The following is a 25,302-nucleotide window of genomic DNA, read 5'->3' on the forward strand; positions in this document are numbered from 1 at the left end:
GCCACGCCGCTCGCGTGACAGTGGCCAAAACAAGCGCGGGCAGCGGAGATCCATCGGCATCCATATCTATCCGCCAAGTCGAAAATATTTGGCGGTGGCGGAGAACTGTGCACCGTCCGCCTCGATCTCCTTGAGAATCTTGGGCAAGAGCTCGGAGGCTGGCGTCGGTCTTGAGAACATCGCGGCTTGAACGTCCCGAGGTCCGGTGATCACCAGCATGATCTGCGGCACGGCCTTGCCGGCTGCCTTGTCGGTGACACCAAGACCGATGGGGATGCTGAATGCCGCCTTGTCGGTCTGCGCGACCATGCGGTCGTCGAGGTTGAAAGCAATGCCCTTGTGGTCGATCAGCATGACGTTCGAGACAAGGCCGCCACGCGTGACCAGTGAGCCCCTGATCGGAGAGCCATCCGGCACCGATGTCCTGTCGAGGACAAGTTGTGGCCGTTCGGCACTGTTGCGGTCGAAAAACCGCAGAAAGCTGGTCAACTCGCATTGCGGCGGGGCGATGAGCCGAACGCTGATCTCCGGCTCGAGATGGAACCTCGATTGGAAGTCACCGAGCATCCGCTCGAAAGGCTGCACGACCGTTCCGAAGCCTTCTATCGCTGCCGCACCATCTGTTGCCGATGTCAGCGACGCGTAGAAACAGTCGCCGCCGTCAAAGTCACGCACCCAGGAAGCGCGCTGAGCCATTTCGTCGACGTTGTTCGTCGACGGAATTTCCGGCTTGGGCAGATTGACCGCGACGTCGTTGTCTTCCTGCGATTTGGTGGCCGGTGGTTGCGGTTGCGTTGGCCAGCTCGGCACTTGCGATTGTCCGGGCTTCTGGTTTTCAGCAGCAGGAGAGGATGGCGTATTCGCCTTAGGCAGTTTCGGAAGGTTGTCGTTGGTGCCCGATATGTCGGGTTTGGTCACTGGCGGTTTCGTATCTGGTACCGGACGGGTGTCAGTTTCCGTTGCGCTTGTTTCGGGTGCCTTGGTGGCAGACGGCTCGCCGGTCGGTTGTTCCGGTTTCTGGCTTTCGGCGGTTTTCGAATCCCCTGCTGGACGTTGTGCAGGCTGGACTGGCTGCATGTCTTTTGTCTGGTTGTCGGCAACCTTACCGGTGGTAGGCGAGGGTGCAAGAGCGCCACTGAAATAGAGACCGACGGCGGCAAAAAGTGCCAATGCCATCGCACCGCCGACGATCAGCGGCAGTCGAGCGGACTTTGTCGGCGCGGTTGACGTTGAAAGGCTGGCGGCAACGGGCGCCGGTGCTGCTCCTGGCTCCAGCAAGTGTGCCGGTCGCACATGCTGGACGAAGCGCTGTTCAACAGAAGAGGGCAAAGCCTGTTGCGCATCGGGAGGGTTTGTCCGGCCGGTGTGCGGCAAGCCCGAACGCTCGCGTGCACCGAACAATGCCGGGGGCGATGTCGCATCGAGATCCTCGTCGCGCGTCGCCCTGGCGATTTCTGCCATGCTGGCCGGACGGTCACGTGGATCCGGCTGCAGCATCGCTTCGAGGAGATCGCGGAAATCGGGGTCGATGTCCGACAGGTCTGGCACGGTTCGGCGTTTTTCAATCACCTCATATTGCGAGCCGCTCATATCCAGCGGCTTTCCGCGCAACGCTGCGGCCAGCACCAGCCCAAGGCTGTAGATATCGGACTGTTCGCTGACTTCGCCGCCAAAGAGGCCCAGCTGTTCCGGCGAAACATAGTTGTATTTTCCGGCGAACTTTCCGCCGATCAGCGTCTCTCCTCCGACGGTGGCCGATCGTGCTATGCCAAAATCGATGATCTTGGCGCGATCGACCCGGCCGCCCGGCAGGATGATGTTGTCAGGTGACAGGTCGCGATGGACTGCACCGGCCTGATGCACGGCGCTGAGCCCCGAGGCGAGGCGATGGCAGAGCCGGCGCACATCTGCCGACGGCATGGCGCCGAGGCGGATGATGTCGAACAGGGACTGGCCGTCCACGAACTCCATGGCGAGGTAGGGCCGGCCGATACCGGGATCGATTGTGAAGACGTGGTAGCGCACGACGGCGTCATGCGACAGATGATTGAGGATCGACGCTTCCTTGCGGAACAGGGAAAGGATGGTCTGGTCGCGGGCGAATTCGGGCAGCACGATCTTGATCGCGACATGATCGCCGGTCTGGATGTTGTGGCCACGATAGACCTCGCCCATGCCGCCGGACGCGATCCTCTCGTCGAGTTCGTAGATGGCGCTGAGCTGTGTGCCCACACCCGCATAAGCAACATTCGTCGATAGCCGTGTCTTGTCGTCGTCGCTCATCTTGCGAGGCCTTCCGCTCCGGACCGATCCGAATTGAAGCTCCCGTTGCGCTCGCCGCCCATCTTCACGAGTACAATGGTTACATTGTCGCTTCCGCCGCGCGCCAGCACCGTCTCCAGCAAACTACGGCATGCTGCCTGTGGTGCAGCCGACCTGACAGCCGCTTCGATCTCGTCATCGCGGACATGCGCGGTCAGCCCGTCGGTGTTCAGAACAAAAACATCGCCTGGCATCAACACGCCTTGCTGGAAATCGATCCTGAGCTGATCGCTGACGCCGACTGCATGCGTAATTACGTTGCGGCGAGGCCAGGTGAGCGCTTCCTCCGCGCTGATCACGCCACGGTCGAGCAGTTCCTGAACTTCCGAATGGTCTTTCGAGACCTGGCTGATCAGGCCGTTGCGAACCAGATAGATACGGCTGTCGCCGGCCCACAGGCAGGCGAAGCGACCGTCCATGGCAAGCAGGGCTGCAAAGGTTGAGCCGATCGTGATGCCACGCGAGCGCGATATGTTGCGGATTTCGGCGTTGGCACGGTTCAGCCGGTCTTCGAAGCGGGCGCGAAGGTCCGGCGCGGAACTTGGAATACCGATCGTCGCCAGATGATCGACGATGCTGGCCGACGCGAGTTCACCGGCTTCATGGCCACCCATTCCGTCGGCCACCACCCAGAGGCCGATCTGTGGTTCGACAAGGTAGTTGTCCTCGTTGTGATCGCGAACACAGCCTTTATGGCTCACTCCGAAGCTCTCTGCGGGAAGGGCGACAGTGTTCAAATTGCCACCAAGCGCTTCGCGAGCGTCCTCTGTGACGAATGATGGGTCGCGTACTCAGCCCATTTTGCCACAGGCGCGTACATTAGAGTATCGAAATGACGGCTGAAGCTGCTCTGCTGGAATGGAGCCATCTCAAAAAGCCTTTGGACAGCTGAAACCGGACAAGGCCGGTAGCAGGAAGGGGTTGGCCCCGGAACCTGGCTGGATGGTGTAAGCTACGTCGCGCCCACCGATGACGAAGCGCGCTTCGGTGTTGCCGCCGTTGTTCGTGATGGTTGCCCTGTCGAGCAGCCGCTTCAACGCCCATGGTCCTTCGAATTTGAGCGCGGACTCGCGCCCAGGCATTTCCGGCTGGAGGCTGAGGTTCGCGGACGCGGAAGCCGTGCCGTCTGGCCATGTCACCGTGCTTGGCACATTCCCGGCCTGACTGCTCTGGACGGTCTGACCATCGATATTGAGGGTCGCACTGTCGGCATCGCCGTTGAGCGAGAAAGGCGTGAAGGTGATGTTCACCGACGGCGTCGAACCGCCGGAGGGAAAGAAGGCGCTGCGGATTTCCGCTGCGGACTGGAAGGCTTTCAAGGTCGATTTTGCCAGGCCGCGGCTGGAACGGACATCCTGCTTCCACGTCCATTCCTGGCCGGTCATGTCGATGAGCGGGGCAAGGTTCTGGGCGAAGAAGCGGTCCATCAGGCCGCCGGGCGCAAACAGTCTGGCGAAATCCGCCATCGAGATCTCTTCCGTGCCGTCGCCCGCGAAGGGATAGTGACCATTGACCGCCTCCTCGCAGGCGCGCGTGACGGACTGATCAAGGTTCTGGTTGAGGTTGGTCACGGAAGTCTCGGCGACACTGCCTTCAAACTCGTCAGCTGCAGCGGTCACCATGCGTGCGAGCGGCTTGGGCAGGCGCGAGACATTGGCACGCAGCGTCGCGACCTGCAGCCGCAGGTTCGCATTGATGCGTTCAGTCTGCGAAGGGACATCGGCGGAGAGCTTCAGGCTTTGGAAAATATCGCGAAAGTTCTGGGTCAGTGCGTCGAGAGGTCGGCGGCCGGCAGCTCCGCTGACCAGCGTCTGGAATGCGCGGAACTGTGCCTCCACGCTGGCGCCGGCATTGAGTGCAAGTGCCGAGCTTGTACCGGCACGGCTTTGCGACTTGCCCCCGGCGACCTGCAAGCCGATGCGAGCCAGACCCTTGGCCATCGCTGCGGGGTCTTCCAGCGCAATGCCGGTCTCATCCCCGGAGGCGGTATCGCCTTTGGTCAGCGCGGTCTCTTCGGCGATTGCCGTAAACAACTGGTCCAGCGGCGAGCTTGGCGAAGTCACGGCAGAAAGAGCGATGTAGTGCGGCTTATCCTTCAGCATCGCCTTGAATTTCAGCTGGTCGAGCACACCTTTCCAGGCGGTGGCGAATTCCTTGCCGTAGCGGTCGACAAGCTGAGGGCCGAGCTCGGGCAGGTCCTGGTTGATGCCGCCCTGTTCTCCACCCCCGCCAAGTACCCATCGCTCGTCGACGAGCATCTGCGCGACGCGCGAAAGCTCTGGCAGGAAGAAGTGATTGAACCCGGCATGGGTATAAAGGCCGGGAACACGAAGATCGGCGAGGTCGCTTCCGTCCATGCGCTCGAACAGAAGCCGGGCCTCTGGACCGGCGTTGGTTGCGATGGAGAAATCCCTCAGCCTTGCTGCGTAGACCGCCGACCCGATCAGCGCCGATGCACGGTCGGCCAGGCTCATGCGCCCGAGCGAGCGCTGTGCAGCTTCTATCAAGGGCTGGTTGAGTTCGAAGACCGGATCGTACGCGTCATCGAGCTCAAGCATGGCGCGCAGATGTTTTTCGATCTGCGCTCGGCCTTCGCGGTTGTTCTCGCCAGGATAGCGGTTTTCTTCCCAGTCCTGCGTCATCCAGGAGACAATCAGATCGTCGTCGACCTTTGGCGCCTGGCCCCCCAGCATCAGGTAGATCTTGAGCGGCTGGTAGAGTGCAACCGGATCGGCCATCCTCGACTGGATCGTTCGCTCCGCCTGAACCAGAAGACGGGAGCGGAAGGTTCGCTCGAGCGCCTGCCGATAAGCTGTCGTAGAGGCCGACAACAGCCGCTCCCGCTGACTGAGCCCGAAGGTTTCCTCAATCGGCTTGCCCTGGTCACCACTTTCGAAACCGGCTGGCAAATTGCGCAACTGGTCGAGCGGCCCGATGACGTTTTCCAGGTCGACATCGGTCACGGTCGTGCTCTTGAGCAGCGAAGCCGCGCTGTCACGATATTGCGCTATCGCCTGCCTGGTGGAATCGATCAGTGATCTGTTGGTGAAGAAGCTGAGGCCCAGGACGCCAAGAGCCGCAGAAACCACCAGCGCGATCGCCGCGAGACCGCCAAATCGGACCAGCCCGGCGCGCCGTTCAGCGGCCCTGTCGAAGGAGACCCAGCCCGACTCCGGAAAGACCACATTGGTCAGCAGATCGTGCAGGAAAAAGCTCTTTCCGGTGCCCGAAAGGTGCCCCTGTGACCTGCTGCCGAAACTGCGTCCGATCGCGCCCAATACCTGATCGAAAGGAGTTCCCTCCTGAGTGCCGGACGAGAAATAGAACCCGCGCAAGCTGACATTCGCCTGTGGCCGGGAAGCATCGAACAGACTGCCAATAAAGTGGGTTATCCGGTTCCTGAGTGCCCCGAGTTGAGCGGGGAAGCCGAAAATGGCGATCCGCGCAACCGGATCGGTCTCTTCCTGCAGCCGGTCGACGACTTCCTCCGCCAGACGCTCGAGTAGCGCATCGAATTCAGCAGGTGCCTCGCCGGCCATGTTTCGGGTGCGATCGGCCGTCTGGAACGTCGCGCCCCACACCTTACGCCTGCGCCCCTCGTCGAAGTCAGCGAAGTAATTCATGAAACCCGCGACCAGATCGGCCTTGGTGAAAAGCAGATAGACCGGAAACTGGATTTTCAGCGTTTCGTACAACTCGCGCAGGCGGCCCTTTATTTCTCGGACATGCGTTTCAAGCTGCCGGTCGTCAAGGCCAATGAGGTCAGCGAGGCTGATGGCGATGATGACGCCGTTAATCGGTTGCCTGGTCCGGTATTTCTTGAGCAATCCGAGGAAGGCTAGCCAGCTCGCCTTGTCCCGTGCGGTGTCCGATTCGAATGTCGTGTAGCGACCGGCCGTGTCGATCAGGACCGCTTCGTCGGTGAACCACCAGTCGCAGGATCGCGTACCACCGACGCCGGCTACGGGTTGCACATTCGCAGAGCCTGCCAGTGGAAATTTCAGCCCGGAATTGACCAGCGCTGTGGTCTTGCCTGCGCCGGGCGGACCGATGACGATGTACCAGGGGATGTCATAGAGGAAATTGCGCTTGCCGGTCGTCCGCTGCAACGTTGCAATGGCTTCGCTCATGCTCGCTTCGAGCACCAGCGTATCGTCGTTCTGCTCGTCGTTGCGCGTGATGGCTTTTTCGAGCGCTTTTTGCGCCTTGCGCCTTGCCCAGAAATGGATGCCGTAAAACAGGGCGAGCGGGGCGATGGTCACTGCGATGATCATAGCCCTCAACCACACGGAACCGAGCGGGCGGCTATCGGCGAAGCGGACCAGCGGCCCGGCATACCAGATGGCGGCCGAGAAGCCGGCGAGCGCGAGAACGCTGAATATCCGCAGCATCCAGCGCATCAGGTCCGTTCTCCGGCGCACCCGCTCACTGAGCCTCTTCCCTCTGGATCAGCACATCGATGCGGCGGTTCCTGGCGCGGCCGTCTGCCGTCGCGTTGTCAGCGATCGGTTCGTCCTCGCCCTTGCCATCGACGCTCAGTCGTGAGGCATCCTTCAACAGGTTGCCCATCATCGACTGGACCGCTTTCGCCCGGGCGATTGAAAGGTCGAAATTCGATTTGAACGGGCTCGATTTCCTTGGCTTCACATTGTCGGTGTGGCCAACGACCTTGATCGGACCGGATTCCGCATCGAGCGTCGTGGCTATGTCTGTGGCGACCGGTTGGAACTGTGTCTTCAGCTCTGCCTGGCCGGGTCCGAACAGAAGCTGGTTGTTGATCTCGATGACGATGAAGTCGCCCTTCGTGACGATGCTCAACCCGCCGCCGGCGACCTCCTTGGCAAGTGCCGCGCGGATGCGATCGATCTGGGCAGTGGCAGGGACGGCCGGTTGTGGCGGACCTCCCTGTTTGGTTTCGACAACCGTCGTCACACTGGCGCGCTCGATCGTGACCGGAGCCGAAGGGTTGAGCGCCAGCAATTCCGCGGCGGTCGCATCACCGTCATCGGTGATCACGACACGCATGCCGAAAAACACCGCTGTCACCAGTGCGACCGCCGCCGCCGCAATCGCCCAGAGCGGGGGACTGGCTCGTGGCTTCGGCTGCGTCGCCGCCATGCTCTGCCAGCGGGGAGAAATGTCATCCGCCGCGCGCGCCTTGAAATAGCGAAGCGTGTCATAGACATCGCGCCGGACACGCTCGAGAGGCTCTCGCCCGCTCGCCAGTCCCCGATACTGGCCTTCGAATCCCAGCGAGAGGCAAACATGCATCAGTTCGAGCAGATCGAAGCGTGCTTCGGGCTTGGCGAGGATGTCGTTGAGGGCCTCGTAGAAACCGGCGCCGGTGGGGGGTGTATGGAAGAACTGCGCCACCAGGCTATGATCGCCCCAGGAGCATTCGTTTGGCCAGGGCAGGTTACCGACCAGATCGTCGGTGGTTTCGCAAAGAGCAAATTTCGCGATCCGCGCATCCTCCTCGCCGACGCCCGCCTTTGCCAGGGCGTGATCGACTGTCTCAACCGCGCTCGCGATGTGCTCCGCCAACGATGAAGCTTTCCGGTCCACCGGCATCAGCCGCAATTGGCCGAGCAGCATCAACAGCGGAGCTGCGGCAGCAACGATCGGATTTGCGCTTGCGTATTTCACGCCATCTGCAGCCGCCAGGAGAATGTCCTGTTGCAGTGCTGGCGACGGCTCGGCGATCACGCCTGGACCAGAACCTTGAAAGACCGCGGTCCCCGATGCCCATCCCGGCGGCATCTGTCTGTCCATTCCGTGGTCGAAAACCGTCGCTTCCCTGGCAGGAAGAGGAACTGGCCTAACGCCTGGCGGACCGGAATTTTCGGCAGCCGATGATGGCCGTTGCCTCAGTCGTGGCGCGCGGATGATGGTCCGGTCCGGAGGCTCAGAGGGATCATCCGGTGCGCTCATCGGAGATCCGTGGTCGAAGTGCGGTTGGTGTCGAAGGGGCCTGCTTTACATGTTCCGGTCCGGAACCTGGGTCGGATCGAAAAGCTCTTTTCGCTGAAACATGACATTGCTGCACGCCCCAAGCCACGCCGCGTTGCCCGCGAGGCAAGCTCCCATGCGCTATTTTAATCGCACAGGATGCCGATTGAAATCAGAAAGCAGCATGATCAAAGAGGCGGCCTGTTCTATGAGGCTCGTCACAGACAGCGCAATTGCGCTGCCGGGCTGCGCATGGCTAGTTTTGCTTGCCGACCTTGGCATAAGCTTCGGCGAAATAGGCAAGGAAGACATCCAGCATGCCGTTTTCGTGCTTCTCTTCCATGGTGCGCCAGGTGGCGACCAACGCGTCCCAGGCCTGGCTCTTCTTTGATGAGAAGGATGTCGGCGGCAGTCTCCTGGCGATCGCTTCAGGCGACAGATCATCGAGCAATCTGGAAAGTGCTGCCTGCATGGCGGCATAGGTCGCAATTTCGTGGGTCTTCAGATCGCGGAACGCGTCCTCGACACTATGCCTGGCATCGAGATAGCCGGCCCTGCGCCTGGCAAACATGATTTCCAGTATGTCATCGGTACCCGGCACGAATTTCAACGGGTTGTTGTCCTCGGCACTGATCATCGTGCGGTTCGGGCTTTTGGCGAGAACCTTGGCGGCGGCGCGCGCCTTGAGCAGCAGCGACAATTGCTCGATCGAGATTCTCAATACCGCGCCGATTTCGGTCGCGACTTCATGCGGATCACGCGATTGCAGCAGATCTGGCGCGATGCCTGCCGCGATGGCGATGTCCCGCAGGGTCTCGACCGTTCCCGGTGGCCTGTGAGCCGGTGTGGCCGCCTCGAACTGCTGCAATGACGACGTCGATATCGGCGCTGCCGGAGCAGAGTGACGCTCTGTCGCTTTAAGGAACGATCCTTCGATCTCCACCGGACGGCCCGTCGGCGGCGGCTCGCGTTGCGTCGTTCCGGTTTCAGGACCGGTGGCGGCGCGCTCGTCATCGACCGAAACCGTTATGACATAGCGACCGATCAGCAACCTGTCGCCGTTGATCAGCCGATGCGGCGTGGTCATGCGCTGTCTGGAGCCGTTGACGAAGGTTCCGTTGCGCGACACATCGTGGAGCCAGAACGCGCCTGCCTGGAAACAGACTTCACAGTGACGGCCCGAAATGAACTTGTCGGGGTCGGATAATGTCCAGTCGCAATTCTCCCGGCCGATCTCGAAGCTGCGATCACGGGCGGCATAACGCGTGATGGTCCCCCCTGGCAGTCGATCGAGATTGCTGATCTGTAGCGAGATGAACATCCGGAACCGCCGGCAAACCTGACATACGGACCATTGTAGCAGCTTGTCGGGGCAGCGGGAGAGGAGCGTTTCACATGGGCGGCACCGGACGTGGTTTTGCCACGCCGGCATTTAGCCTCGATCAAACATGTGCTACGTTTATGGGGGTTCCGTGCGGTGGCTCTGAAATTCCCGAACGTGACGCAGTTAACAGAACGGGGACCTCAATCCATCACACTGGCGGTCGCGTCCAGGAGGGGCACGTCCCATGCCAAACGAACGCGCCACGGTCGTGCAGACGCCGGTCGGTGCCGACCTGTTGACCTTCACTCATCTCGTCGGTCGCGATGAGATCAGCCGCTGTTTCGCGTACACCGTCGGCTTTGTCTCCAAGAGCCGCGATGTCGATCCTCTGAAGATGCTGGGTGGTACGGTCTCGGTTGAGGGGGAATCCGACCCGAAGCGCTGGTTCAGCGGTCTTGTGTCGGAGTTCAGGCTTACCCGTATTGAAGACAGGCTGGCTTTCTACGAAGCCGTGGTCAGGCCGTGGCTCTGGTTTCTCGGCAACACCACCGATTGCCGTATCTTTCAGAACATGACGGCGGTGGAGATCGTCGAGAAGATCTTCTCGAAATACGGCATAGCGAAATTCGAGAAACGGCTGCAGGGTTCTTATCCTTCGCGTGAATACTGCGTGCAGTACGACGAAAGCGATCTGGACTTCGTGCAGCGGCTGCTCGAGCACGAGGGCATTTTCTATTTCTTCGAACATGACGAGGGCAAGCATACGCTTGTGCTCTGTGACGCGATGAGCAAGCTGAAGCCTGCGCCGGGTTACGACAAGGTGCTCTACAATTTCGAGGGGCGGGCTTCGCGGCGTGATGTCGAATACATCACCGAATGGATTCCGGGCAGTATGGTGCGGCCCGGCGCCTATGCCCATACTGACTACGATTTCGAAAAGCCCGGGGCTGATCTGATGGCGAAGTCCGCGCAGCCGTTCAGCCACAAGGAGGCGGCTGGCGAAAACTATCGCCAGCCCGGCGCGCACCTCGATGTCGGGCGCGGCGATACGATTGCAGGAATTCGTCGCGAGGAACTCCAGGCCGTGCACCAGCGCACGACGGCGATGGGTACCGTTCGCGGCCTTTTCTCCGGCTGCAAGTTCAATCTGGAGAGTTTTCCGCGCAGCGACCAGAACCAGGAATATCTGGTCGTCAGTGCCGAATATCGGCTGTTTGATCCGGGCTATCGAACGCAGAACGAAGCCCACAGCGAGAACTTCACGGTCATGCTGGGGGTGGCCCCAACCAAGGTACCCTATCGGGCGCCGCGTATCACGCCCCGGCCGATCATGCGTGGGCCACAGACGGCAACCGTGGTCGGTCCCTCCGGGGAAGAAATCTTCACCGACAAATATGCTCGAGTGAAGGTGCAGTTCCACTGGGATCGGCTGGGCAAGAAGGATCAGAATTCGTCCTGCTTCGTGCGTGTGTCGCAGACCTGGGCCGGCAGTGGCTGGGGCTTCATCCAGATTCCGCGCATCGGCCAGGAGGTCATCGTCGATTTCATCGAGGGTGACCCGGATCTGCCGATCATCACCGGCCGGGTCTACAACGCCGCCGAGATGCCGCCTTACGGCCTGCCCGGCAACGCCACGCAGTCGGGGTGGAAATCGAACTCGTCGAAAGGCGGCGGCGGTTACAACGAACTCATGTTCGAGGACAAGGCCGGCTCCGAGCTGGTCAATTTCCAGGCCCAGAAGGACCACCATCTGCTGATCAAGCACGATCGCAACAAGACGGTGCAACACGACCAGTCGGATCGCATCGACCACGACGCCAGGCATTCGGTCGGCCATAACCTCGACGAGGACGTCGGCAACAACAAGACGGTCAAGATCGGCGTCGACCAGACCACCAACATCGGCAGCAACGATACCGAGACGGTGGGCGCAAACCGCTCATTGACGGTCCAGGCCAACGAGACCATCCACGTTGTCGCCAACTCGACGGAAAACATCGACGCCAATCATTCGCAGACAGTGGGTCTGGTTCAGACCGTGACGGTGGGCGCTGCACGCGTCGATACGGTGGGGGCAGCTGAAGCGAGGACGGTGGGGGCGGCGCAGGTAAACACGATCGGGGCGACACGATCGGTGAGCGTTGGCATCAGCCAGAGCCACGACATCGGCGCAGGGGACAGCTGGACCATCGGCGCCGGGCAGACCGTCAATGTCGGTGCGGACCAGAGTGTCACCATCGGCAGCGCCCAGACAGTCAACGTCGGGGCGGCTCGCAGCGCCAGCATCGGAGCTGATGATTCCACGACAGTTGGCGGCGCTCATTCGCTGGGTATTGCCAAGGGCAGCTCGATCAGCGTCGGAGAGGACAGTTCGATCAAGGTCGGGAAGAAACTGGTGATCGATGCCGGCGACGAGATTCTGATCAAATGCGGGTCGGCCAAAATCATGATGAAGAAGGATGGCTCGATCGGGATTGAGGGCAAGGACATTTCAATCAAGGGGTCTGGCACAATCAGTCTCAAGGCCTCCGGCGACATTACGATGAAGGGCTCGAAGATCAGCGAGAATTGAGGGTATGGCCATGGGCGAAACACGCGAACGTATAGACGGGGTGGTCATAGGGATTTTCCTAGGTTTCGACAGTGGTGCCCCGCTTGTTGTCTTCCCCGGCAATCCAAAGGAGACGGCGATTGCCGCTCGCAGCTTGACCGAGCTTGCTTCCGACGAGATCGGCGCCGAGGTTGCTTTGCTGTTCCAGGATGGCGATCCGGGTCGCCCTTTGGTTGTCGGGCGTATTGTCGAACCTGTGCGCAGGGTGTCCTTAGCGCAGATAACTCGCGACGGTGAACGGGTGTGCATCGTCGGCGAGGAACGCATCGAATTGCGCTGCGGAGAGGCGACGATCCTCATGGAGAAAGATGGGCGCATCATCATCCGCGGCACTTACGTGACAACCCAGGCGAGCGCCACCAACAGGATCCGCGGCGGCTCGATCGACCTGAACTGATGTCAAGACCGATGGGGCGTGCCAACCTTAACGTTACGCTGCGGCCACCGATTGTGGGCGACGTTGTCAGGCAGCACGTGGAACAGGCGGCCTTCCTGTGGGCCCAGCGTGATACGCTGATGGTGACGGACCTTCCCGACCTGAAGGCTGTCGCTGGCATCGACAAGCGGCTTGAGGCGAATCTCGACGCTCTGCGCATTGCTGGATCGGCCAGTTGGCCGTTTGTCCTCGCCGCCTATGAGGATTTTCCGCAGAAGGGCGAGCTCTTCCTGTTCACCTGGCTGGCGATCGAACAGGCAGACGAAAGGCGTATCGCCGAAGCGGTGGAACTGGGTCGGCGGTTCGAAGATGCCCGTGGTGTTGTCGGCGCGCTCACATGGCACAAACCGCAGACGATCGGTCCGCTCGTGCGCGATTGGATAGGGGGCCATGATGCTTTCCAGCGTTTCCTTGGTGTGTCCGCATGTATGGGACACAAGGTCGATCCGAAACAGATGCTGGCGCGGTTGATCCGTGATCCGGAGATGCGCGTGCGCTCAGTCGCCTTGCGTCTTGCAGGGACGCTGAAACGTACCGACCTTGTCACCGAGATCGCAATTTGCCTGGATGATGTCGACGAACCTCCACGATTATGGGCTTCCTGGGCCTTGGCGGAGCTCGGTTCGGGTGACCTGGCCATTGCCGGATTGCGCAAGGTGGCTGTCGCTGGCGGCCCCGATGCAATGACCGCGCTCCGCGCAGCGATCAAGGCGGCTCCAGACCAGGATGTCCGCGCGTGGCTGGGTGAACTGCTCAAATCACCGGAAACCGCACCGGTGGCCGTGAGAGCCTCGGGCATGCTTGGTGATCGCACGCTTCTACATTGGTTGATCCGCCAGATGCGTGTACCGGCGCTGGCCGTTGCAGCAGGAGCCGCATTCCTCGAACTTTTTCCAGAAGCTCGCGAAGACGGCCGGCTTTTTTCGGTTGAGACGTTGTTGCTGGGGGAGGCTTTCGCCGATCATTTCGACGACGATCCGCCATTTCTGCCGGTCGCCGACAATGTGAAGGACTGGGCAAAGCAAAGAAATCTGCTCGACTAGAGCGTTTCCGTTTTCCACAGGAACGCAGTACCCAAGGGGTTCTGCGTCAACGCCACCCGGCTGGATCGAGAAAACGGCGAATCCAACCCATCGTGTTTCCGGCCGTCGCAAAGCGTTCACCAGGGAAGGTGGGGTGCTCGGTCAGAAACAGCGGCGCAAGTGCATTGGCCAGGGTAGTATAAGGAACGTCACTGGCGTCCGGCCGGTTTCGATCGCAAGCTGAAGGTTTCTCACCTGCAATGAGGACGATTGCTTGCTTGCGTTGGATCGCAGTCACGCTCGGCACGTTGGCGAGGTCCGCGAGTGCGGTACGAACGCCTGGTTTCGAGGCAAAGGCATTGCCGACCACTGTAATCCAGTTGACGCCCTTTATGCTATTTCTCGTCAACGGCAGCGTGGCATTCATGTACTCGATGTCCACGCCCCAGAAACGTCGCGCCCGGCTGTAAATCGTGTCGAAGGCGTCGTCCAGGAGCAAGGGTTCGTAGACGAAAGCCAGGCCGCCATGGCCTGAATGCAAGGGTAGGTTCTCGGCTACCGCTAGCGCTGTCGAGATCAGAACATCAAGATCCGTATCCAGTGGCACCAGCAATCGAGCGAAGGTGAACAGCCCTTCGCTTCTGAGATGAATGCGCCGGCAATTAAGGCTCCAGCTTCCAGGTGGCTCCTCGATTTCCAGCCCGTCCCAAAACTGCGCTTCAAAGGCCCTGCCTTGACGTATACGCTCGCGCACCGGTTCGAAATAGGGACGCCTGATGCCTGCGGCAGCAGCAGCTCGTCCATGCATAGTCAATATCGGCTGGGCGATCGACGACCATAGTGGCAATTCGGCAATCTTGAATTCCCGCAGTCTGGCAGGCGGACAAATCCTTTCGTAGAGGTCAAGCAGAAATTCGAAATCGCGCTCGGTCGGTCCCTCAAGATAGATCGTCAGATCCAACATAATTTTCAGCGCAACTTCATCACCAACCCTGAGAGGTTGTGTAAGCGCGGTGGACAGATGGGGGACTTGCATCCTTCTATTCCGCTTCGTCCCGAGGGATGCCTTTTTTCTGATTGTCGATCATGTCGCGAAGCAGGTTTAGCTTATGGACCAGGAATGCCGTGAAATCAGGAAAGCGCCTTTCCTCGGTGGTGATGTCGAGTGCGACGAAGTCCATTTCGCCATTACTGCGGAGCGTATGCGGGTCAATGTAAAGGCATTGGTTGGAATCTTCGCCGAGGAAAACGGGGAGGGCGCCGTTTTCAAAGGGGTTCTCCTGATCGAATTCCGCGAAAATCTCCTGTAGATCGGCGAGATGTTCCTCGACCCATTCGGCCCTTTGGTCTTCAACCGAAAGCAGTTTTGCGTCGCCTGACAACTCGCCCCAGCCGTTATGAAGCTCTAGAAATCCTCGATAGCTGGGCGGAAGTGGCTTGCCGAGTTTCCTCTCCAGGATAGCAAGCTCGCTCGGCGAACATGGCTTGCCCAACGGATGTTCGTATTCCTCGTCGAAAGCCAATTGATCATAGATGCGCAGGGCATCGGCAAGTTGCTCGATCAGTTCCGGAAGCGACAATGGTTCGGTCATGGATCCAGTCCCTCGGTGGTACATGGTTGCGGCGGCATTTGCTCGCCCGAAACAAGGGCGATATTCAACCGATCAGCAGCAATCGCCTTTGACACCCGTATGTTTGCCGGCGCCGCTCGTCTTCAACTGATTGAGCTGGCCGCCGATCCATCTGTTGGGGCGGCGCGACATCCATCTTAGATTGCCGAGCCTTGTCGGGTGGCCGCAGAACTGGATTTCCTTGACGTGATCGACGCTGAAGCTCCTGTAGGGTGGTGTGCTCGAGTCTGCCTTCTGCTGCAGGGCGTCTCGGCAATAGTCGGGGGCCTTGTTCGAGATATGTTTGAACCCCTTCTTGTTGAGCGCCTGAAGTTCCGGATTTTGACTCCGGCGCATCGCCATGCCCCGTAACTGGCTGGCACGCTTGTCGCCGGCCTCTCGCAGCTGGTCGTATCCGCGAGGCCCACTTCCGCCGCCGGCGCTCTTTACGCCGCCCGGGCTCTTCATCATTTTGTTTATCTGAGAAAGTTTGGCGCAGATCTCTTCCTGCTCGCATTTGTTGAATTTGTGCCGCCCGGGGGATGGTTTTCCCGGTGCGTCCTTGCAAGGTATGGTCAATATGTTCGGCTTTGCGGGAGGAGCCGGATTCGCATTGCCCATGAGATCGACGGTGTTCTTGTTGTTGTGAAATTTCTTGTCGGTGTCACGGCAGGCGTTGCTTCCGTCCATCTTGACGTCGAAGGAATACGTGATCCAATCCGTGGCCTGCTTGAACGTGTTGGATTTGACCCCGCCGACGGTGCCGGGCTCGTCACCGGTAGACATCTTGTACTGCGAGCCCTTGATGGCGATCATCTGACCGCCCTTCGCAAAGACCGTCGTGGTTCCGTCGCCCAACGTGCTGCTCATCGCGAAATTCGGGTAGGGCATAGGCACGGGGCCGCCCGGCGTGGGTGTCTTGCAAACGTCCGGTATCGTCGCCTTTGAGAAGCCGGTGGAGCTCTTGTGGGTGAGTCCAAGGCCGTTCACGGTGATGTGGGTTGGCATCAGCGTCGTTCCCCTGGACCACCAAGCAGCGCAGCTGCCCGGGTGCCGTTTTCGGAACTGGCCCAGATCAGCGAAAGCGGGCCCTTGCTGTAGTTTCGGGCTTCAGCCTCGGCGACCATGCCGACGAACAGAGGCCCTGACGCAGCACCGAGGTCGCCCCAACAGTCAGCGGGCGTTTCGAAACCGGCGGCATTCTTGAAGCGGCCCGGATTGCGAAGCACCGCGAAGCCATATTCATTGCCGCGATAACGCTCTCCGTTCATGTCGCAGATGATCCGGTCGACCGGATCGATCGGCGCTTGTTCGAACAGCAGCTGGAAGGCTGTGCTCAGGCCTTCCCCGAGACAGATTGTCCTGGTCTTGATTTTGTTTTCCTCGAAGGCGACGGAGGTGCAAAGCACTTCCAGGAGGGGTTGGATTCCAAGCTGCCGTGCGGTTTTCAGCCTGGTCATCAGACAGAAGCCGGCTCCTTCGCCCGGACAAAACCCGTAGGTGTTCTCATCGGAATGGAGCTGTTCGCGCTCGTCCAGCCATTCCAGGGTTTCCGGCTCGAGATAGCTATCGACGCCGCCCGCTAGACAAAACCTCGCCTTGCCTTCCAGCAGCATCCGATAGCCGTGATGAATGGCCAGCATCCCGCCTGCATGCCCACCGGCGTTGGAGCCGCCTCCAGCCAACGCGATATGCTGCGACAGCCTGGCGCGAAGTTGCCTGTCAGCTTCGGCAGCGAAATCTCCGTCCTGCCCCGGCCGCGGTTCGCCGGTCGACAAGATGAGCGCAACAGGCGTCGACGGATCTGCCTTGCGCAAGGGAGCCAAGGCATCAAGTGCCGGAGAGGTCGCGATTTCAACCAGTCGATCCGGACCGTTCAACGTCGGATCGATGCCGGTGTCACGGGTGACCTTCATCCGCTCGCCAACACGATCGATCATGAAGGGGTGGTCCTGTATCGCCGATATCCCAGCCCGAACTGCCGCGGCGCTCGTCTCGGTGGAAAATCCGAGTGGCGTGCGGCCGCCGGTGCCGACGACCACTATGGGGTTCCCACCGATCATCATTCAGGTCCCTGCCAGACGCCAGTGCGGCTGATCACCGGAGAAACGCCTGTGCGCCTACGAATGCGGATCGTGGTCGTGGACAACTTCTCTTCGTCATATGGCACGGGCAGAGCTGAAAGCCAGGTGATGACGAACTGTCGGTCATCTGGCCGGAGGCGCAGCGTGTGGATCGATGCGCCTTCGTGCCTGATGTCGGGCTGGTTCTTGAAATGCGACGTGATGTCGAAGGTAACGCGGGGCAACAGAAATTGCATGAATCCGCCGGCGGTGAGCCCGCCAAGCCTGACATCTTCATAACCCACCAGCGGGGATCTGGTTTGCTGGTCCTGGGGCGCACACTGGTAGTGCAAGCGATTGAAATCACGGGGCAGCAGCGGATTGCGCGTCGTCTCCCACTCTTCCCCGTAGGTTCCGGCGTACTTGGCCCGTGGATGCCAATGCGCCGCGATGGGTCCAAAGCCCGCGGGGCGGCCACTTCGGTGGTCGCGATAAGGCGCGTCCTGATATTCGAAGTTGGGTGCCGCCTTGCCGATCAGCCGTTGCGGGCTGACCGCGAACCCGGTGCCGACGGGATTGCGTTGATCCCAATCCGGACTGGATGCCTCCATATCCGTGCCGCCATAGGTCCGGCGCCAACTGATCGGCAGTCGAATGAACGGCTCGGGATTGGTCATGCGTACCGAAACCGGACCGGGTACGAAAATTCTGTCTCCGGTCACCCTGACGGTCTTGTCCAGTTCTCCGATCTTGATCCGCGCCGTGGTCTCGACGCTTGGCCGACCCCCAGTGGTGTAGGCATGTCCTTCCACAAGCACATCCGTATGCTTCTTTTCGATTTGAAAATCGTCGTCATCCACCAGTTCATTGCCGTCGGCGGAAAACACCGGCGCCATATTGACCGGTATCTGCTTTTTCAGCGGAGCCTGCTCGCCCGCGGGATCAATCTCGAAGGACGCCTTGATCGCGACCAGCCATACTTCCTGTCCGCTCTCGTCGCGCGTCCACAGGCCCTCTGCCGCGAACGGCGTCAGGTTCGTCAATGGAAACATCTTGATCGAACTCCTCCAGCGCTGGAGCATCCCTTCGGTGGCCGGGTTCGGTGTCGTGCCGTATCTCCCGATCGCGCCTCTGCGAAGCCAAATGAAACCTCTTGGCCGAAACTTGCGGTGCGCTGAAGCGCGTCGACGTCAACTCGCATCAGCCGAGCTCCCGAGCCGCGGCGAAGATCTGCTCCAGCGTCGGTTGCGGCATTTCGGAAGCGACGTCGAAAATATCCGTTCGTGCTGTCCACATGACGAGATCGTCGATCGTCTCGCCATCCCGTTCGACCTGCGGCACGGGCAGGCTCGCCAGCACGGCATCAAGTTCGTCGGGTGTCAGCTCCCCCCTCTGTGCGGCGAAGGCGGCACTCTCGATGCTATCGAACCAGTCGTCGGAGTGGGCCATTTTCAGCGGTGCTTCGGCAAGTTGCGCGACAATGCTGAGCGGAAATCGCCTGCCGATCCTGTCGGTGCTCTGCAGCAAGATGCCGGCCGAGGCGCCGAAGGCGCCGGGTCCGGCCAGGAGCCGGAGCGCCATGCTTTCTGGCCATTCTTCACGGCCAAACAGCGGAACGATATGCTGCGCCAGCCATCGATCCCAGGCGCGCACGAAGTCTCCAGTCAGCCGCCGCGTGACGAAATCGCCGGTGGCTGGCATCTTGCCGTAGAAGCCGGGCATGTTCAGATCTGCGGCGGACATGTGAATTTCTTGAACATTTCGAGGGTGTATGGGTTCTCGACGCTGGAGGCCTTGAGTTCGAAATCGGCAAACATGCCCTTCGTGCCCAGTCGCAGGCTGTAGACGTCGGTGAGCTTGGTTCCGGTGAACTTGCCGCCGCGCAGCATTCTCAGCCACGCCCAGCTGCCGGTCTCGTTGAGCAAGACCTCCGGCGAGCCGTCGACCGGCTGGAAGGCAAGCGAGATCACGCCCGTGCCGTCCTTGCCGGGCCACGTCATTGGCTGCGGCCTGGTCGCGTTGTTGTAATAGACGAGGTTCTGGCCATCGAGGTTGAGCGTTACCCGCGCCAGGTTGGGCGACAGGTCCTTCGGCTCCAGCGTGAAATTCATCACCGGGCCGGTACCGCCGGGAAACAAGTCGTCGCGTATGTGCCGCGCCTGCTCGAACGCCGCCAGCGCTGCGGGATCGAGACCGAAGTCGGCGCGCCATTTCCATGGCTTGCTGGCGGTATCGACATAGTTGATCAGGTGGTCGTTGATGAAGGCGTCGATCATGCCGGTTGGGCCGAACAGGCGCTGGAAATCGCGTACGTTGACGTCCACCGCGCTCTCGGGGCTGAAGGGATAGCGATTGTTGAGGGCTGCCTGGCAGAAAGGCAGGATGTCGGCACGCCAGATGGCATTGAGTTCATGCGTGACCGCTTTCTGCGACAGGTTGCTGGTGTCGCCGGCAATTCCGCCGAGCCAGTCGTTGATAGGAGAGGGCAGGATCTGCGCCTGCCGGGCCACCGCTCCCGTCAGTTCGGCGAGGCCACCCTGCTTCTTGATGGCCTCCTGCGGGTCGGGATTGGCCGTCACCGTCTGCAGTACGTTGGACAGTGCCGTCAGCGCCACCACGGCGGCTTCGAGTGCCGGAGGCTGGCCGTCGACTTCGGTGATCGTGCCCTTCAGCGGTTTGAAATGATCGGCCACGAGACTGCCGGTCATGTCGACCTGGTTGGCGGAGCCCGCGCGCGGAAGGAGCTTCGCCCCTGTCTTCACGACCTTGCCGAGCTTGCCGAGTTTGCTCAACAGCTTCGAACCGGTCTTCGCGGCACCGTCGTTCTTGCCGTCGGCGGGCGCCTCGTCGGAGCGGGTGAGGTCTGTCTCCTGGACCACCGCCGTAAGCAGCCGCTTCAGTGCGGAATCGGCGCTCGACAGGTCCTTGAGATTTTCGCTGGCGATATTGAGGTCGCTCAACTGCGCAAGGCGCATATCGCGCAGGAAACTGTCCCACTGCGAGATGTAGTCGTCGTAGTAGAGTTTCAATATGTCCTCCGACAGCGCCGAGACGGAGGTCTCCGAGTTCTCAGAACAGCCACCGGCGAAGACCGCGCGATCGAGCGCTGCCTGGGCCGCCACATCTTCGACCCGGTCGAGGACCGCGTCGTGGAAGCCGGCATAGGTGTAGGGACCGGGAATACCGACACGCAGCGTCTTGTCGGAGCGGCGCGAAAACACCTTTGCGCCGTTGGGACCGGCGAAGTTGGCGGGTATCCATTCCTTGACAGCAGCCACTTCAGGGTCGGCGAGCAGTTGCCTGTATGCGCGCTCCGGCAGTGAAATCGTGCACACGGTTTTCAGCGCCTCTGCGACCAGTTCCTTGTCTGGGGCAACGTAACTGTCATCAACCGTCATGCGACGGATTGCGGCGAGCTGATGTTCTTCTGCGTCGGTGGTGGGAAAGGGTGGTGCAGGCGCAAATTCCGGCAGGCTGTTCACCCACCAGTTCTGCACGAAGTCGGGATCCATCTGCGACAGGCCCGTCATCATACGATACGTCTTGAGTGCGCCGAGCATGAAATCCGGATCACGGATCTGACGCCACATGGTTGCCTCCAGAAGTGCCACCATACGCGGCTCCAGCACATTGCGCAGCGCGTGGTCGTAAGTGTCCGTCTGCGCGCGCAGGAGCTCGGCCGATGCGGTCGGCCCGGCGAGATTGTGGATCGCGTCGGGCGGCATGGTGCGGGCGGTGGTCACCGCGTCCATCGCGGCCAGCGCTCCATCCATCGTCGGCTGCTCCACAGATGCGGGCGTCGCCGCAACTTCCGTCAGCGGTGCCTGCAGCGCTTCGAATTGACCGGCCTGGGCGGTGATTGCGTGGCGGTTGTCGAGATAGGACCAGGTGAACAAACCGCCAGCGAGCAAGGCGGCAAGCGCGCAGGCGCTGGCAGCCCCGCGCCAGATCCACGTGCGGCGACGTTGCGCAAGCGGATCGAATGTGCCCAGGCCGGCTTCCTTGAAGACGACTTCGGTCAGGAGATTTCGCAGGAAGAAGCTACGCTTGTCGGTGCGCGGCGCGAGCATTGCACGGTGCGGCGGAAGCCCGAAGGAGGAGGACAGCGCAGCGGTCAGCCGGTCGATGGGCGCGCCTTCCTGCGTCGCTGACGTCAGATAGAGGCCACGCAGCCATGCTGCTTCTTCATAGCGGCTCTCGCCGAACATTGCTTCGATCAGCACCTGAATCGGTTCGGAAAGGCTCGCGAGTTGGGCTGGGAACCGGAAGATCTCGGCGCGCGCGCCGAGTTTGTCCTCGTCCTCCAGACGCGGTACCAGCCGTCGCTCCAGTTCCGTGGCAAGCGCGGCGAGTTCTTTCTCAATGGTCCTGGCGTCGATGCGGGCATCGAGCGGAAAGGTCGTACCCCATACCTGCTCGCGTGCCGTCGTCGACAGGCCGCCGAAGAACGCCTCGAACCCCTTGATCAGATCGGCTTTGGTCAACATCAGGTAGACAGGCAGGCGCATTTCGAGCCGATCGTTCAACTCAGACAGCCGACGCCGGATCTTGCGACCGTGCGCCTTGATGGCTTCGTCGCCTTCCGACAGCGTGTCGATCGACAGCGCGACGATGACGCCGTTCAGTGCGCGTCGGCCGCGGTGCTTCTTGAGCAGATCGAGGAAGCCAAGCCATTCAGTGGCATCGACGTCCGGCTGGCTTTCCTGCTGGACGTAGCGGCCGGCGGTGTCGATCAGGACAGCGTTCTCCGAGAAGAACCAGTCGCAGTTGCGTGTGCCACCGACGCCTTGCAGGTCATCGGTAAGGTCGATCGGAAAATTGAGGCCGGACTGGCGCAGCGCCGTCGTCTTGCCGGTGGCCGGCGGACCGACGATGACATACCACGGCATCTCGCGCAGGAACTTGCGGCCACCAAGCTTGCGACGCTTCAACTCCGCCATCACCTCGCCGAATTTGGCGCCGACGGCAGCGACATTCTCCTCACCGGGGGTGAGCTGTTTCGTCTCCACCGGCGCCGCAATCTCGGCGACGAACAAGCGGTTGGCGCGGATCGCGCGGCGCTGGGCGATGATCAGCCAGATCAGCCACAGGATGATCAACCCGGCAATGATAGCGATGCGCACATTGTCGGAATCGAATGGCGCGTAGGGACCAACCTGGATGATCGGACCGAACACCCAGATGAGCAGCGAAAGCAGGCCGATGCCGATCAGTGTCCAAAGGATGCGCGAGGTCACAACGGCCCAGAGGAAGCGCAGGATGAACATCAGAGCCTCTTCTCGACCATGACTTCAACACGCCGGTTGAGTGCGCGGCCCTCGCGCGTCGAATTGTCGGCCACCGGGTCAGTCTCGGCGCGACCTTCGGAACGGACGCGCTCCTGCGGCACGCCAGCCCGCACCAGGAGGTCGGCTATGGTTCGGGCACGGGCTTCCGAAAGCCGTTGATTGGACGAGAGCGGGTTGGATTTTTGCAGCCGTACATTGTCGGTGTGGCCGATGACGGTGATGTTTCCGATCAGCTCCTGGTTGGCAAGGATCACCTTGGCGATCGACGCCACCAGCGGCTCGTAGCCTTGTGTAAGTGTCGGCCGCGAAGACTGGAACAGCTCGGGATCGGAAGACTGGATGACCAGCTTGGCCAACGACACGCTCTCCGTACCACTCAGCGCCCCCTTGAGGTTGTCTGGAGCCTCAGCCTTGAATTCCGGCAGCAGGGCGAAATCCACCGGTTCCGGCGGCTCGGATACCGCCGCTTTCGGCGCGGCGCGCGTGATATCGCCACGCGAGGGCGGCGGCAACGCGCGAACCAGTGCGGAGAGTTCAACCGCCTGGCTGCTCAGCACCATGGAAAGGCCGATATATGCAGCGGCGGCAATGACCGCCGCCGCCGCTGCCATCACCCAGATCGGAACGATGAAGCGTTGCGGCTCGTCGGAAGCGAGCACACCCTTCCAGTTCGGCGATAGCGCCGTGTCCTCTGCGTCGGGATTGCGCAGGAAACGCGCCGCCGCCACGCGAACTGCATTGAGCGAACGATCGCCGGCACGACCGGGTACGCGGTATTTGCCGCGAAAGCCGAGCGCCAGGCAATAATATTGCAGTTCGAGCATTTCGCGGTCACGGTTAGGGTGCCGTTCGAGTTCATCGAGGCGCGAGAAGAACTGCGTGCCGGCATCGACGTCGCCGCGCAACATGACCACCAGGGGCTGGCGTGGCCATGCGCTGGAACCTCCCCAGGGCGTATTGAGCGCGAGGTCGTCGAGCAGGGCCGCCACGGCCCAGGCGGCCTGGTCGGCTCGTTCCAGTGAGGAGCCTGCCGCTACCGCGGCGTCTCGTGCCCGTACCAGCTCGTCAAGCAGGCGCGTGCGCATGACTTCAGGATTTTCCGGCGCCAGCGCGCTTTCGAGTTCCGGCGCGAATTCGAGCAGAGGCGCGAAAGTGTTGATCAGTGTATTGGGGTGCGCGCGCGCCCGCTTCACCGGCGCTCCTGGCGCCAGAGGCGTCATCGGTCTCGGCGCTGCACCCGTCAGCCTGATGCGGGTGCGTTCGCGATCCTCCGACAGTCCGAAAGGATCATCCCGGCTCATGGCCTCACCTGTTCACCGAATAGCAGTCGACCTGCGGCTCGCTCGGCAGGACACCGGAAACACCTATGACGAAGCCGGGAGCGTCGAGCAGCGAGGCCCAATGCTCACTCTTCTGATCCAGCTCCAGGCAGAGCCGATCGCCGTCATAGGGGATTTCGCGCGGCTGCGAATGAAGCGGTTTCAACGGGATGCCGGGCAGGCGCGACTTCCAGAGTCCCTCGAACTGGTCGGCGGCGCCGACAGTCGCCTGATTGACGAATATCTTGCGGAGCGCGTCTTCGGAGAGCTCCGAGCCGACGCGGATGACGATGCGGCTGGCAACCAGGAGCTTCGGATTGTCGATGCGTACCTTCCAGACATTGGTCGCATGGCGCATGACCGACAGTGCGCGCGATTTCGGTTCGACGAAGCGCAGGCTGAGGATGAGAGAGCGCAACGCATCAGCCAGCGCCATATAGGCGGGGCCGGGCGCCATGTGGTCATAGGCCGGCAATTCGCTGAGCCGGCGCGAGCTCGAACCGTAGGTCGCCATTTCGCCGGCAAGACCGGCAAGCTCGAGATAGAGCTCGGCCGGATGGAAAACGTCCTGCGCCAGCATATGGGCGAGCCGCGGGCGAGCCGCATTGGCAAGGTGGAGCATCAAGAGATCCTCGACACTGCGGCCAGGGCCGCCCATCACCATCTTGCCATGCGCCTCCGCGATCTGGTCGAGACCGCTGACCACCTCCTGCAACAGTTGCCGGTACCAGGTGATGGCGCCGGTGACCAGAGTCGGCGGCAGGAAGGCCTCCTCGAGCGAGATGCCACCATCGGCGCGGATTCCCTTGATGTCTGCGATCGGCAGAGCCGTATAGCCGCCCACCGATTTGCCTGGCGCGAGCAGCAGTGCCTGCGGCCGGGCAATCTCGATCTCTTCCGGATCGGCACCGCCCTGCACGGCGTCGCGCACCGAAACGATCCGGCCATGATAGCGCGCGCCTGTCGATGCCGCATGCGCGGGGTCGAAACCGATCCCGCCAGGCGGCTCGAGCGGCAGCGCGACCAGCACTGGCCCGGCGCCTGTCTCAGCCGTCACAGCCAGGGGTTTTGGCGCATCCATCGTCTCCGGGATGGCAAAGGGCGTGCCGTCGGGAAAGATGCCGCGTGCCGATGTGATGGAGATCTGGCCGGCATCGAGCAGCGACTGGTCGAGCGTCAGCTGCTGGAAACCGAACGTATGGAGCTGGCCGGCCTGCAACGCGCCGCGTACCATCCCCTCAAAGAACCGGTCCTGCTGCTGGAAGTGCTGGGTCCTGAGAAACAGGCCCTCGGACCAAAGCACCCTGTTTGCATCGCTCATGCCGCTACTCTCCGCATCAAACCATCATTTGCCTGGC

At 61.3% G+C, this 25,302-nt stretch carries 17 protein-coding genes; 3 read left to right on the forward strand and 14 right to left on the reverse strand.

The genetic code is table 11. The features are described 5' to 3' along the window. Positions 1-66: 66 nt before the first annotated feature. From ACFWYE_RS08985 to tagH, 5 genes are all read right to left on the reverse strand, one after another. A complete protein-coding gene (locus ACFWYE_RS08985; RefSeq protein ID WP_379110860.1) occupies positions 67-2,283 on the reverse strand; it encodes a protein kinase in 2,217 nt (738 codons plus the stop codon). Then, positions 2,280-3,059, reverse strand: coding sequence for a PP2C family protein-serine/threonine phosphatase (locus tag ACFWYE_RS08990; RefSeq protein ID WP_379110862.1), 780 nt, complete (start codon positions 3,057-3,059; stop codon positions 2,280-2,282). The genes ACFWYE_RS08985 and ACFWYE_RS08990 overlap by 4 nt, the downstream gene beginning before the upstream one ends. 132 nt (positions 3,060-3,191) lie before the next feature. Beyond that, positions 3,192-6,722 carry a type VI secretion system membrane subunit TssM gene (tssM, locus tag ACFWYE_RS08995; RefSeq protein ID WP_379110863.1) on the reverse strand — a complete coding sequence of 1,177 codons (3,531 nt, stop codon included), beginning with the start codon at positions 6,720-6,722 and terminating at the stop codon, positions 3,192-3,194. A gap of 25 nt (positions 6,723-6,747) precedes the next feature. Continuing rightward, entirely contained in the window at positions 6,748-8,094 is a 1,347-nt protein-coding gene (tssL, locus tag ACFWYE_RS09000) for a type VI secretion system protein TssL, long form (RefSeq protein WP_379110865.1), read from the reverse strand. Between the two features lie 433 nt (positions 8,095-8,527). Beyond that, positions 8,528-9,592: a type VI secretion system-associated FHA domain protein TagH gene (tagH, locus tag ACFWYE_RS09005; RefSeq protein ID WP_379110867.1), complete on the reverse strand. Its 1,065-nt coding sequence runs from the start codon at positions 9,590-9,592 to the stop codon at positions 8,528-8,530. Positions 9,593-9,839: 247 nt separating this feature from the next. Between tagH and tssI the strand changes: the two genes are divergently transcribed. The 3 genes from tssI to ACFWYE_RS09020 are packed head-to-tail and all read left to right on the forward strand — an operon-like array spanning position 9,840 to position 13,685. Continuing rightward, a complete protein-coding gene (gene tssI, locus ACFWYE_RS09010; protein WP_379110868.1) occupies positions 9,840-12,167 on the forward strand; it encodes a type VI secretion system tip protein TssI/VgrG in 2,328 nt (775 codons plus the stop codon). 10 nt (positions 12,168-12,177) lie between these two features. Beyond that, positions 12,178-12,603 carry a DUF6484 domain-containing protein gene (locus tag ACFWYE_RS09015; RefSeq protein WP_379110869.1) on the forward strand — a complete coding sequence of 142 codons (426 nt, stop codon included), beginning with the start codon at positions 12,178-12,180 and terminating at the stop codon, positions 12,601-12,603. Further along, on the forward strand, positions 12,603-13,685 hold the full coding sequence (locus ACFWYE_RS09020; protein WP_379110870.1) for a HEAT repeat domain-containing protein: 1,083 nt from the start codon (positions 12,603-12,605) through the stop codon (positions 13,683-13,685). The genes ACFWYE_RS09015 and ACFWYE_RS09020 overlap by 1 nt, the downstream gene beginning before the upstream one ends. Positions 13,686-13,731: 46 nt before the next feature. Here the strand turns inward: ACFWYE_RS09020 and ACFWYE_RS09025 are convergent, their stop codons facing one another. The 9 genes from ACFWYE_RS09025 to tssK form a co-directional block, all read right to left on the reverse strand. After that, positions 13,732-14,700 carry a type VI immunity family protein gene (locus ACFWYE_RS09025; RefSeq protein ID WP_379110871.1) on the reverse strand — a complete coding sequence of 323 codons (969 nt, stop codon included), beginning with the start codon at positions 14,698-14,700 and terminating at the stop codon, positions 13,732-13,734. Positions 14,701-14,704: 4 nt separating this feature from the next. Then, positions 14,705-15,256, reverse strand: a complete 552-nt coding sequence (locus ACFWYE_RS09030) for an SMI1/KNR4 family protein (protein WP_165358205.1) — start codon at positions 15,254-15,256, stop codon at positions 14,705-14,707. A 72-nt stretch (positions 15,257-15,328) separates the two neighbouring features. Beyond that, the gene (locus tag ACFWYE_RS09035; RefSeq protein ID WP_260854760.1) at positions 15,329-16,282 is read right to left on the reverse strand and encodes a DUF4150 domain-containing protein; all 954 of its coding nucleotides are present in this window, start codon (positions 16,280-16,282) and stop codon (positions 15,329-15,331) included. Next, on the reverse strand, positions 16,282-17,340 hold the full coding sequence (locus ACFWYE_RS09040) for a beta-ketoacyl synthase N-terminal-like domain-containing protein (RefSeq protein ID WP_379110873.1): 1,059 nt from the start codon (positions 17,338-17,340) through the stop codon (positions 16,282-16,284). The genes ACFWYE_RS09035 and ACFWYE_RS09040 overlap by 1 nt, the downstream gene beginning before the upstream one ends. Then, positions 17,337-18,389 (reverse strand): DUF2169 domain-containing protein, encoded by a 1,053-nt coding sequence (locus ACFWYE_RS09045; RefSeq protein WP_379110875.1) that lies wholly within the window; start codon positions 18,387-18,389, stop codon positions 17,337-17,339. The genes ACFWYE_RS09040 and ACFWYE_RS09045 overlap by 4 nt, the downstream gene beginning before the upstream one ends. Positions 18,390-18,537: 148 nt before the next feature. After that, complete coding sequence (tagF, locus tag ACFWYE_RS09050) at positions 18,538-19,080, reverse strand: type VI secretion system-associated protein TagF (RefSeq protein ID WP_379110877.1); 543 nt, start codon at positions 19,078-19,080, stop codon at positions 18,538-18,540. Beyond that, on the reverse strand, positions 19,062-22,604 hold the full coding sequence (tssM, locus tag ACFWYE_RS09055; protein ID WP_379110878.1) for a type VI secretion system membrane subunit TssM: 3,543 nt from the start codon (positions 22,602-22,604) through the stop codon (positions 19,062-19,064). Before tssM (ACFWYE_RS09055) ends, tagF begins: the two co-directional genes overlap by 19 nt. Beyond that, on the reverse strand, positions 22,604-23,926 hold the full coding sequence (gene tssL, locus ACFWYE_RS09060; RefSeq protein ID WP_379110880.1) for a type VI secretion system protein TssL, long form: 1,323 nt from the start codon (positions 23,924-23,926) through the stop codon (positions 22,604-22,606). Before tssL (ACFWYE_RS09060) ends, tssM (ACFWYE_RS09055) begins: the two co-directional genes overlap by 1 nt. A 4-nt stretch (positions 23,927-23,930) precedes the next feature. Next, positions 23,931-25,265, reverse strand: coding sequence for a type VI secretion system baseplate subunit TssK (gene tssK, locus ACFWYE_RS09065; protein WP_379110882.1), 1,335 nt, complete (start codon positions 25,263-25,265; stop codon positions 23,931-23,933). Between the last annotated feature and the right edge of the window lie 37 nt (positions 25,266-25,302).

Origin of the sequence: Mesorhizobium sp. NPDC059025 (genome assembly GCF_042739655.1) — a bacterium.
Taxonomy (GTDB): Bacteria; Pseudomonadota; Alphaproteobacteria; order Rhizobiales; family Rhizobiaceae; genus Mesorhizobium.

What these genes read in the sequence shown, in the direction of transcription:
- tssM (WP_379110878.1), bottom strand. Translation starts at nt 22,604, where the DNA reads ATGTTCATCCTGCGCTTCCTCTGGGCCGTTGTGACCTCGCGCATCCTT.
- ACFWYE_RS09035 (WP_260854760.1), bottom strand. Translation starts at nt 16,282, where the DNA reads ATGCCAACCCACATCACCGTGAACGGCCTTGGACTCACCCACAAGAGC.
- ACFWYE_RS09025 (WP_379110871.1), bottom strand. Translation starts at nt 14,700, where the DNA reads ATGCAAGTCCCCCATCTGTCCACCGCGCTTACACAACCTCTCAGGGTT.
- ACFWYE_RS09045 (WP_379110875.1), bottom strand. Translation starts at nt 18,389, where the DNA reads ATGTTTCCATTGACGAACCTGACGCCGTTCGCGGCAGAGGGCCTGTGG.
- tssI (WP_379110868.1), top strand. Translation starts at nt 9,840, where the DNA reads ATGCCAAACGAACGCGCCACGGTCGTGCAGACGCCGGTCGGTGCCGAC.
- ACFWYE_RS08985 (WP_379110860.1), bottom strand. Translation starts at nt 2,283, where the DNA reads ATGAGCGACGACGACAAGACACGGCTATCGACGAATGTTGCTTATGCG.
- tssK (WP_379110882.1), bottom strand. Translation starts at nt 25,265, where the DNA reads ATGAGCGATGCAAACAGGGTGCTTTGGTCCGAGGGCCTGTTTCTCAGG.
- tssM (WP_379110863.1), bottom strand. Translation starts at nt 6,722, where the DNA reads ATGCGCTGGATGCTGCGGATATTCAGCGTTCTCGCGCTCGCCGGCTTC.
- ACFWYE_RS09040 (WP_379110873.1), bottom strand. Translation starts at nt 17,340, where the DNA reads ATGATGATCGGTGGGAACCCCATAGTGGTCGTCGGCACCGGCGGCCGC.
- tagF (WP_379110877.1), bottom strand. Translation starts at nt 19,080, where the DNA reads ATGTCCGCCGCAGATCTGAACATGCCCGGCTTCTACGGCAAGATGCCA.
- tssL (WP_379110880.1), bottom strand. Translation starts at nt 23,926, where the DNA reads ATGAGCCGGGATGATCCTTTCGGACTGTCGGAGGATCGCGAACGCACC.
- tssL (WP_379110865.1), bottom strand. Translation starts at nt 8,094, where the DNA reads ATGGACAGACAGATGCCGCCGGGATGGGCATCGGGGACCGCGGTCTTT.
- ACFWYE_RS09020 (WP_379110870.1), top strand. Translation starts at nt 12,603, where the DNA reads ATGTCAAGACCGATGGGGCGTGCCAACCTTAACGTTACGCTGCGGCCA.
- tagH (WP_379110867.1), bottom strand. Translation starts at nt 9,592, where the DNA reads ATGTTCATCTCGCTACAGATCAGCAATCTCGATCGACTGCCAGGGGGG.
- ACFWYE_RS09030 (WP_165358205.1), bottom strand. Translation starts at nt 15,256, where the DNA reads ATGACCGAACCATTGTCGCTTCCGGAACTGATCGAGCAACTTGCCGAT.
- ACFWYE_RS09015 (WP_379110869.1), top strand. Translation starts at nt 12,178, where the DNA reads ATGGGCGAAACACGCGAACGTATAGACGGGGTGGTCATAGGGATTTTC.